Origin of the sequence: Vibrio sp. Isolate30, from assembly GCF_022397975.1 — a bacterium.
GTDB classification, from domain to species: domain Bacteria; phylum Pseudomonadota; class Gammaproteobacteria; order Enterobacterales; family Vibrionaceae; genus Vibrio; species Vibrio fortis.
The window spans coordinates 1-7,979 of sequence record NZ_JAKEUS010000019.1 but is presented as its reverse complement, the minus strand read 5'-3'; the positions used below and the strand labels follow the sequence as shown (position 1 = coordinate 7,979).

General features: G+C 43.5%; 7 protein-coding genes, 5 tRNA genes and 2 rRNA genes. 11 read left to right on the top strand and 3 right to left on the bottom strand.

Annotated elements, in window-relative coordinates:
- The 4 genes from L1D60_RS23305 to L1D60_RS23290 all read left to right on the top strand — a co-directional run.
- Positions 1-112 (top strand): 23S ribosomal RNA (locus L1D60_RS23305); the annotation flags it as partial.
- Between the two features lie 144 nt (positions 113-256).
- Positions 257-372 (top strand): 5S ribosomal RNA (gene rrf / locus L1D60_RS23300).
- Positions 373-413: 41 nt separating this feature from the next.
- Positions 414-490, top strand: a tRNA-Asp gene (locus tag L1D60_RS23295).
- A gap of 187 nt (positions 491-677) precedes the next feature.
- A protein-coding gene (locus tag L1D60_RS23290) for an IS630 family transposase (RefSeq protein ID WP_275665820.1) occupies positions 678-1,713 on the top strand; the annotation gives its coding sequence in 2 pieces (ribosomal slippage) (positions 678-1,136 and positions 1,138-1,713; 1,035 coding nt in all).
- 512 nt (positions 1,714-2,225) lie between these two features.
- Here L1D60_RS23290 and pssA read toward each other — a convergent pair.
- The gene (gene pssA, locus L1D60_RS23285) at positions 2,226-3,566 is read right to left on the bottom strand and encodes a CDP-diacylglycerol--serine O-phosphatidyltransferase (protein ID WP_239843165.1); all 1,341 of its coding nucleotides are present in this window, start codon (positions 3,564-3,566) and stop codon (positions 2,226-2,228) included.
- Positions 3,567-3,657: 91 nt separating this feature from the next.
- The gene (locus L1D60_RS23280) at positions 3,658-4,089 is read right to left on the bottom strand and encodes a GNAT family N-acetyltransferase (RefSeq protein WP_239843164.1); all 432 of its coding nucleotides are present in this window, start codon (positions 4,087-4,089) and stop codon (positions 3,658-3,660) included.
- A gap of 66 nt (positions 4,090-4,155) precedes the next feature.
- Between L1D60_RS23280 and murB the strand changes: the two genes are divergently transcribed.
- Together murB and birA are read left to right on the top strand one after the other, a co-directional pair.
- Positions 4,156-5,202: a UDP-N-acetylmuramate dehydrogenase gene (gene murB / locus L1D60_RS23275; RefSeq protein WP_239843163.1), complete on the top strand. Its 1,047-nt coding sequence runs from the start codon at positions 4,156-4,158 to the stop codon at positions 5,200-5,202.
- Positions 5,199-6,164: a bifunctional biotin--[acetyl-CoA-carboxylase] ligase/biotin operon repressor BirA gene (gene birA, locus L1D60_RS23270; RefSeq protein ID WP_239843162.1), complete on the top strand. Its 966-nt coding sequence runs from the start codon at positions 5,199-5,201 to the stop codon at positions 6,162-6,164. Before murB ends, birA begins: the two co-directional genes overlap by 4 nt.
- Positions 6,165-6,193: 29 nt before the next feature.
- Here birA and coaA read toward each other — a convergent pair whose 3' ends face one another.
- Positions 6,194-7,117, bottom strand: a complete 924-nt coding sequence (coaA, locus tag L1D60_RS23265) for a type I pantothenate kinase (protein ID WP_239843161.1) — start codon at positions 7,115-7,117, stop codon at positions 6,194-6,196.
- Positions 7,118-7,326: 209 nt separating this feature from the next.
- On the opposite strand from coaA, the gene L1D60_RS23260 reads away from it, so the two are divergent.
- The 5 genes from L1D60_RS23260 to L1D60_RS23240 all read left to right on the top strand — a co-directional run.
- Positions 7,327-7,402: transfer RNA gene (locus L1D60_RS23260), tRNA-Thr, on the top strand.
- A gap of 44 nt (positions 7,403-7,446) precedes the next feature.
- Positions 7,447-7,531: transfer RNA gene (locus tag L1D60_RS23255), tRNA-Tyr, on the top strand.
- A gap of 39 nt (positions 7,532-7,570) precedes the next feature.
- Positions 7,571-7,645: transfer RNA gene (locus tag L1D60_RS23250), tRNA-Gly, on the top strand.
- A gap of 14 nt (positions 7,646-7,659) precedes the next feature.
- Positions 7,660-7,735 (top strand) — tRNA-Thr (locus tag L1D60_RS23245).
- 94 nt (positions 7,736-7,829) lie between these two features.
- Positions 7,830-7,979, top strand: a 150-nt coding sequence (locus L1D60_RS23240) for a GTP-binding protein (protein ID WP_229627707.1), incomplete at its 3' end; no start/stop codon positions are given.

Below are 7,979 nucleotides of genomic sequence, written 5' to 3'. Positions count from 1 at the left end.
CGCTTTAAGCGTCCTAAAGGGTTGTTCAAGACTAGAACGTTGATAGGCAGGGTGTGTAAGCGCTGTGAGGCGTTGAGCTAACCTGTACTAATTGCCCGTGAGGCTTAACCATACAACACCCAAGGGGTTTTGATGGACTCAAAACATTGTTTCCGCTTTAAAAAGCAGAGGCAAACAAGAGCACTTGAATGAGTTTAGAGAATAAACAGCTTTCCAAATTACTTTTCTGAAAGAAAATCAGAGAAGAAAGAATTTGCTTGGCGACCATAGCGTTGTGGACCCACCTGATTCCATGCCGAACTCAGAAGTGAAACGCAATAGCGCCGATGGTAGTGTGGGGCTTCCCCATGTGAGAGTAGGACATCGCCAGGCTTTAATTTTGGAACCACGTCTACAGACGTGTTTACCACTGCGGAGTGGTAGTTCAGTTGGTTAGAATACCGGCCTGTCACGCCGGGGGTCGCGGGTTCGAGTCCCGTCCACTCCGCCACTTATAGAGAAGCCCTGCTAGAAATAGCAGGGCTTTTTACATTTGAACGATGATATTCGCCCTTCAGTCGAAAGAGTCCTGGTTGCCCGCAACCCCGAACTAGGCGTCCCCGCCATCCGCCACTTATACCAATCTAAGTAAAAATATGATCTAATTGAGGCTATGACTAATTTTTGAAAAAGACGCTATGGATAGCCTCGATAACATTGATTTCAAAAAGCTTGCTAGCCAACAAAAATCTATTCAAATGAAGATGCGATTACTCGCATTAGCCCACTTTAAAGATGGTCATTCTCGAACCCAAATTGCTAAGTTCCTTAAAGTAAGCAGAACAAGTGTGAATAAGTGGGTACAAACTTTCCTTGAAGAGGGACTTGAAGGATTGCAAGAGAAACCAAGGACTGGGAGACCCGCATTTCTTTCTCCAAATCAACGTGAACAATTAAGGCTATTTATCAAAAGCCGAGCTTCTGATTCTTCAGGGGGACGATTAACGGGCAGTGATATCCATGCCTACATCGCCAGAGAATTTGATAAACATTATCACCCTGACTCTATCTATTACTTGTTTAATCACATGGGGTTTTCTTGGATAACTTCACGCTCTAAACACCCTTCTCAATCTCAGCAAGTTCAAGACGATTTTAAAAAAATTCAAAATAGAAACGATCCTTAAGATCCCGGGGCATATGGGTCTGGAATCGGTGGATGTCTGGTTTCAAGATGAAGCTCGATTTGGGCAGCAAAATACGACGACTCGCCTCTGGGCAGAAAGAGGCACAAGGCCTCGAGCAGTAAAACAGCAGCAATTTGAGTATGCGTATTTGTTTGGTTCAGTCTGTCCTTCAAAAGGCATAGGAGAAGCTATGGTTGTCCCTTGGGTAAACAAAGACATCATGATTGACCACCTTGCTCAAATATCAGAGGCCACAGAAAAAGGTCGTCATGCGATTGTGATCATGGATGGTGCAGGTTGGCATACCAATGACATTGCTGAGCAATTTTCGAATGTGAGTATCGTTAAACTGCCTCCCTATTCACCCGAACTAAACCCAATTGAACAAGTATGGAGTTGGCTACGGCAACACTATCTAGCAAACCAGAGTTTTACGAACTATGACGACATTGTTGAGAAAATATGTAGTGCATGGAATTGCTTTCTAGAAAGTACAGATAGGGTGAAAAGAATGTGCACAAGAGAGTGGATTGAACTGATCAGTTAATTTTCCAGATTGGTATTATCAGAAAGCCTAGTCTTACGACTAGGCTTTCGTCGTTTATGGGAGTAGGTGTTTTGCTCTTCGACCAACGAGTCACAGGTGAGCGCAACCCTAGCCACTTTGTCCTTATAGAGAAGCCCTGCTAGAGAATAGAAAGGCTTTGTACATTTATCAGAAATGGATGTGCTGATAGGTAGCAAGCTTCGCTCCTTTTCGGAGCAAGCACGAAAGTACAATAACCTAGCAATCTTGTGATGTATAAAAAAGCCTAGTCTTACGATTAGGCCTTCTTCGTTTCTTAGCTCTTTGACCAATGAGTTCATGCCAATCTGGAAAACTAATTGGTTGGGTTAACCTACTCTTTAGGTACACCATTTGAATTCCATATAGTTATCTGTGGTTGGCAGAGTCCTAACAGTGTGTTTTATATGGCTTGTTGAGAGGTGCATACAATGAATACAAAAACGCCCAGCAAATCGCTAGGCGTTGGAATAGATATATTTTCTATCTTGTACTTATAGAATTTGTTTAAGCACTCTATCAGCCTTTACGCGCGTGATCTTGCGTATTAGCTTCTGTACTTCGGTTGGATAACTATCGACTTTATCTAGCTGTTTATAAGTACAGATCAGCTGTGTGTGTTGAAGGATGTTATCTACCTCAGCTTGGAACTTATCCGCAAGGTGATTGTAGTTATCTTGGATAAAGATGCCGTTCTCAAGATCGAGCTTCCAAGCTCTCGGGTTTAGGTTGTTACCCGTTAGAAGCATGTAGCGTTTATCTACCCAAATACCTTTTAGGTGGAAGCTATTTGAATCGTGTTTCCAAAGGTGGATAGATAGTTTACGACTTGCAATGTTTGCTTCATTTGCTTTAGCAAAACGTCGCAAGTTGAGTTCGTATAGATAAGGTAGGCCGCCAATGGTCTTAAATTCTTCCTCTGGAGAGATGAAAAAGTCATTCGCTGTTTTGTCACCCACAACGATACTGACTTTCACACCACGTTTCAGAGCTTTCTTTACTTCCTTAGCTAGGCTAGGTGGGAAGTTGAAGTAAGGCGTGCAGATGAAGATTTCATCTTTAGCTTGAGCGATAAGTTGGTTGATGCCCTGATTTAGACGGTTACGACGCTTACCAATACCAACGAGTGGTGTTACAGCAACTTGCTCACTTGATACTTCTTCGCTCTTAAACTGATATTGAGAGCGAGCTAACGTAGAGCGGAACTGGCGAATTGCAGACTTAATTTGTTTGGTGGTTGGCTTGCTATGATCGGCTAGATTATTAACTGCCGTATCTGCCACCATTTGCTCTTGTACGTAGCTAAACATAGTGTCAGCCAACGTCTTGTTGTTTAAAACATGGTAGCGATCGAAACGATAGCGGTCGTTATAGTTCAGGTAGATGTTATTAAGGCTAGCACCACTGTATATGACCTTGTCGTCAATGATAAAGCCTTTTAGGTGAAGTACACCAAAGACCTCTTTACCGCGAACAGGGATACCATAGACAGGCACTTCGTGCTCATATTTATCTGCAAATGCTTTATACATTGCAGCATTGCCTTCCGATGATTCCGCACCAATAAGGCCACGTTGAGCTCGGTGCCAGTCAACACAAACACTGATATCAAGCTGAGGATTGTTTTTCTTAGCTTCATATAGTGCTGTAAGGATCTCACGACCTGCTTCGTCATCTTCTAGATAGAGAGCAACCAGACAGATACGCTGAGTTGCTTCAGAGATCTCTTTAAGTAAACGAGTTCTGAACTCTTGTGCTGATAACAGTACTTCAAACTTATCGGGGTTCTGAGCTACAGTGGGTAACTGTATGAATGGATTCCTACTAGCAATCATATTGACTGTTTGACCTTAAAAATATGCAAAATTGCGAACAGTGAATTTTACCAAAGGCAAACGGCGAATTACTAGATAATCGAGGCATTCTCTAACAATTTTGCTGATAATGCATAGGAATGAGATCTTTTCCACTGTTTGTATATCGTTCGAAGAGGTTTTTCAGGCTATTAGGCAGCTCTTGAGGTGCCACTTTTACAAAATGATGGCGGTTATAAAAGCGCTCTAAATGTGCGTAAGCAAAGCAATAGTCTTGTTCGTTTAACGTATTTTTCTCACAGAAATCCATTAACTGTTTCCCGAGTTGTTGACCTCGATACTCTTTAGAAATGGCCATACCTGTTAGTAAGCGAAACTGCTCAATCGTACGAAGGCGAACTACACCCAATAGTTGGTTATCAATGGTCAATGAATAGATTAACTCACTCTTGTTGGCCTTACCGGAAGGGTAGTGCTCTTTATAGAAGCGCTTAACTAATGGAACTTTGATTGGATCAAGCTCGGCTATTGTTACATTGTTCATTCAATCACTGCGTCGGTTGGGTAACTGCTGTAGAATAGGGGCAGTTTAGTTTAATTGAATATCGCCATGCAATCTTATCTCAATGCCAGTTTGAAAAAGGCACATACCTTCTCTATCGAGCAGACGTGTGATGTGCTTATTGAAGTCCGTTCTGTAGACGATCTGATCTCTGTTTACCAATCTCCACAGTGGAGTCACCTTCCGAAATTGATGTTAGGTAAGGGTAGCAACATGCTATTTACCGATCATTTTGCAGGTCTGGTGATGGTGAATAAGCTTGAGGGGGTTGAGCGAACCGAAACTGAGACACACTATAAACTGCATATTAGTGGTGGCGAAGATTGGCCTAGCTTGGTTGCGTGGTCTGTAGAGCAAGGCATTGGTGGGTTAGAAAACCTCGCAATGATTCCCGGTTGTTGTGGTTCTGCACCTATTCAGAACATCGGCGCTTATGGCGTTGAATTACAAGATGTATGTGAATACGTTGATATCTTATGTTTAAACACCTATACGGTGAAGCGATTAAGTCGTGACGAGTGTCAGTTTGGCTATCGTGATTCGATATTCAAGCATGCTCTCTATGGTAAAGCGATTGTGGTCGCGATTGGTTTAACCCTGAGTAAAGACTGGCAGCCATGTAATCACTATGGGCCACTCAAAGCGTTAGACATGGAGACAATTTCCCCTCGTGTTATCTTCGATGAAGTATGTGCAATTCGCTCAAGCAAGCTTCCAGATCCGGCGATAAAGGGTAATGCGGGCAGTTTCTTTAAGAACCCTGTGATCGAAAAGGATCACTATGATCTATTAACTCAAAGTTACCCAGATATTGTGGGTTATGAGAGCGGCGATAAGATCAAAGTGGCTGCGGGTTGGTTGATTGATCAATGTCAGTTCAAAGGGCATATCGAAGGTGGGGCGCAAGTTCACCCAAATCAAGCCTTAGTTCTTATTAACTATAATGATGCGTCTTCCTCTGATGTTGTTCGACTCGCAAATCAAGTTCGCACGGCAGTTAAAGAGAAGTTTGGTATCGTGCTTGAGCATGAAGTGAGATTCATGGGTAAAGACGGTGAGATCAATCTCGATATCGCATTGGAGGCTCTAGCATGAGAGACCATACAACCAAGTTAACCCTTCTTAAAGCTCTGGCTGATGGTGACTTCCATTCAGGAGAAGCGCTCGGTGATCTGATCGGTGTTTCTCGCGCAGCTATCAGTAAGCATATCAAGGGTATACAAGAGTGGGGACTGGATATTTATCGAGTACAAGGCAAGGGCTATAAGCTAGCACAGCCACTGAACATGCTTGATGAGTCTAGGCTTCAGGCTCCAGGTGTAGACTCTTCACTAGAACTAATACCAATTATTGGTTCTACAAACCAACACCTGCTTGATAAGGGAGATTCTCTAGAGTCAGGTTCGGTGTGTATTGCAGAGTATCAAGCTGCTGGGCGCGGTCGTCGCGGGCGCGAATGGGTATCTCCGTTTGGTGCAAACTTGTATCTGTCTATGTATTGGCGATTGGATGCTGGTATGGCGGCAGCAATGGGGCTTAGCTTAGTCGTTGGTGTTGCTATTGTAGAAGCGCTCGAGGAAATGGGTGTTGAAGGGGTTAAGCTCAAGTGGCCAAACGACCTCTATCACAATGATAAGAAGCTTGCCGGAATCTTGGTAGAGCTTTCGGGTCAATCTGGAGGTGCGGCCAATATTGTGATTGGTATGGGACTAAACTTATCGATGGATCCAAATACATCCGGTATTGGTCAACCATGGACGTCGCTTAAGGAAGTATGCGGAGGGCAAGTTCCAGAGCGAAATGAGCTTGCACAGGCGTTGATTAATGCTTGGTATAAAGCGCTCGATGAGTATGAGCTCAAGGGAATGACCGACTTCGTTGGACGCTGGAACCGATTAGATAACTTTTTAGGGCGTTCAGTACGCCTGATTATTGGGCCGCGCGAGATAGAGGGTACAGTTAAAGGCATTAATGAGCAGGGTGCCGTTTTACTGGAAACGGAAAATGGTGTTGAAGCCTATATTGGTGGTGAAATCTCACTGCGCAAAGCGGATTAATTGATACCTTGTTTATTGTAGCTCCGCTATTACTTGCGCAATAAAACTTCTTCAACCATATGATCAGCGCCCTTACGTAGAATAAGGTGCGCTCTTTCTCTAGTTGGCAAAATATTCTGCTCTAAGTTGAGACCATTAATCGACTTCCAGATATTCTGGGCTTTATCGACAGCTTCTTGGTCATTGAGCAGAGTGTAGTGACTAAAGTAAGAACCTGGTTTGGCAAATGCACCCTCACGGAATTTCATAAATCGATTGACATACCACTCTTGGATTTGCGAACTGTCTGCGTCGACATAGAGTGAGAAATCGAGGAAGTCTGAGATAAAGACACGATGCGGCTCGTGTGGGTAGTTCATACCACTCTGTAACACGTTCAACCCTTCAATGATCAAAACATCCGGAAGGTCGACTTCTTTTACTTCATCTGTGATGTTGTAGGTTAGGTGTGAATAGACAGGAGCTTGCACATTACGTTTGCATGCTTTGACGTCGGAAACAAACTTCACCAAGCGCTTAATATCGTAGGACTCAGGAAAGCCTTTTTTACTCATTAGGCCCTTCTCTTCAAGGACTTCATTTGGGTACAAAAAGCCATCAGTCGTAACTAATTCGACCTTTGGGTGATTATCCCAGCGAGAGAGTAGTGCTTTCAGTAGTCGAGCCGTTGTACTTTTCCCCACAGCAACACTGCCTGCAATACCAATCACAAAAGGGGGCGCTTTCTCGTCTTTGTCCAGAAATTGTTGAAGTACAGAGTTGCGGTTCTGTCTTGCAGCCACGTAGAGGTTTAATAGACGAGAAAGGGGAAGGTAGATCTCTACCGCTTCTTCCATTGTCAATTTTTCATTGATCCCTTGAAGCTCTTTTAAGTCATTCTCAGACAGTGTCATGGGAACTAAATTTCTTAGTTCAGACCAGCGTTCGCGGTCAAATGACATAAATGGGCTCATAAAAACTCTATAGTGGGTTACAAAACAAGTGCATGGAAAATACATCATGCGATGAATAAATAAAATATATTCGTGAGAGAGATGTGGATTAAAGGGACAAACTTAATAAGAAATACCCGCTAAATTTCATTACTTATTAGATTTTTCCATTTTTTTTCAATTTACTATTGCAAGGTGGAAAATCATTCAATAAAATGCGCCCCACTTGTGCCGACTTAGCTCAGTAGGTAGAGCAACTGACTTGTAATCAGTAGGTCACCAGTTCGATTCCGGTAGTCGGCACCACTTTCTTACCTCCCTATGGGAGCGAGAAGAAAGCTTAAAAATTTGGAGGGGTTCCCGAGTGGCCAAAGGGAGCAGACTGTAAATCTGCCGGCACTGCCTTCGATGGTTCGAATCCGTCCCCCTCCACCATATTCTAAAGGTTAAATAGCTCAAACAGAGTTACGTGTTGCGTGCATCGTATAATGGCTATTACCTCAGCCTTCCAAGCTGATGATGCGGGTTCGATTCCCGCTGCACGCTCCAACTCAAATTTGTGTGCTGATATAGCTCAGTCGGTAGAGCGCACCCTTGGTAAGGGTGAGGTCCCCAGTTCAAATCTGGGTATCAGCACCAGTCTAAAGCTTCTTTCTCCTTTAAATTAAAAAAACCATTTTTTTTGGTTGCGTGGTCATCAAAGCCACTTAATCCGTACCTAGAGGGACACCCCATGTCTAAAGAAAAATTTGAACGTACGAAACCGCACGTAAACGTTGGTACTATCGGCCACGTTGACCACGGTAAAACAACTCTAACTGCTGCTATCTGTACTACACTTGCAAAAGTGTACGGTGGTGAAGCGAAAGACTTCGCATCTATC

What these genes read in the sequence shown, in the direction of transcription:
- pssA (WP_239843165.1), bottom strand. Translation starts at nt 3,566, where the DNA reads ATGATTGCTAGTAGGAATCCATTCATACAGTTACCCACTGTAGCTCAG.
- L1D60_RS23280 (WP_239843164.1), bottom strand. Translation starts at nt 4,089, where the DNA reads ATGAACAATGTAACAATAGCCGAGCTTGATCCAATCAAAGTTCCATTA.
- murB (WP_239843163.1), top strand. Translation starts at nt 4,156, where the DNA reads ATGCAATCTTATCTCAATGCCAGTTTGAAAAAGGCACATACCTTCTCT.
- birA (WP_239843162.1), top strand. Translation starts at nt 5,199, where the DNA reads ATGAGAGACCATACAACCAAGTTAACCCTTCTTAAAGCTCTGGCTGAT.
- coaA (WP_239843161.1), bottom strand. Translation starts at nt 7,117, where the DNA reads ATGAGCCCATTTATGTCATTTGACCGCGAACGCTGGTCTGAACTAAGA.